The 612-nt window shown below is 35.3% G+C and carries 1 protein-coding gene; it reads right to left on the bottom strand.

Annotated elements, in window-relative coordinates; all coding sequences use genetic code 11:
* A partial coding sequence (locus JHD59_RS22040; protein ID WP_199155842.1) for a hypothetical protein occupies nt 1-612 on the bottom strand: 612 nt, incomplete at both ends.

The following is a 612-nucleotide window of genomic DNA, read 5'->3' as shown; positions in this document are numbered from 1 at the left end:
TACCATCACTGCTAATGGCTGATTTAGCCCAGATTGAGAGATCGTCTATTGAAATGTTTTCCATGTCCATATTAATTGCGGATGGAATAACGTGGTAAATTTCAACATTATAAGCCCGAAGATTTTCTAAATTGAACTCGTTTGCAAGCAGTGATGCTGGATTCGTTTCTAGCCCAATATATACATCGCCAGGTTGAAATTCAACATATTCATCACGAATGAATTCCGTTGGAGATGACATTTCTTGGAACATCATTCTACGCGCAAATCTAAATTCAAATTTGTCTTCTTGGACGGTGTAAATTGGCTCAACCCTTACATAATCTTTACATGCTCTAACAATAGAATTTATTGTATTTATCGATGAGGTATAGAATTTGCTATTTTTAGTGTCACTATGAATTCCACTTATATCTATGAATATGTGATTCTTTCGATATCTACTTGGTATGATCGCGGAAATCAGCTTTGCTGCCTCCAGTATGTCATTGTTATTTTCTGGCTCGCCATTAATTCCACATATGGCAGTAGTTAACATCTCGTGACTAATAGAGTTATTGCTATAGAAGTTTTCTATAGAATTTTTATAGAGCTCTGAACATACTATTGTGC

Source organism: Chromobacterium sp. ASV23, assembly GCF_016428945.1.
Classification (GTDB): Bacteria; Pseudomonadota; Gammaproteobacteria; order Burkholderiales; family Chromobacteriaceae; genus Chromobacterium; species Chromobacterium sinusclupearum.
Note: the sequence above shows the minus strand (reverse complement) of the source record. Positions and strands in the feature narration are given on the sequence as shown.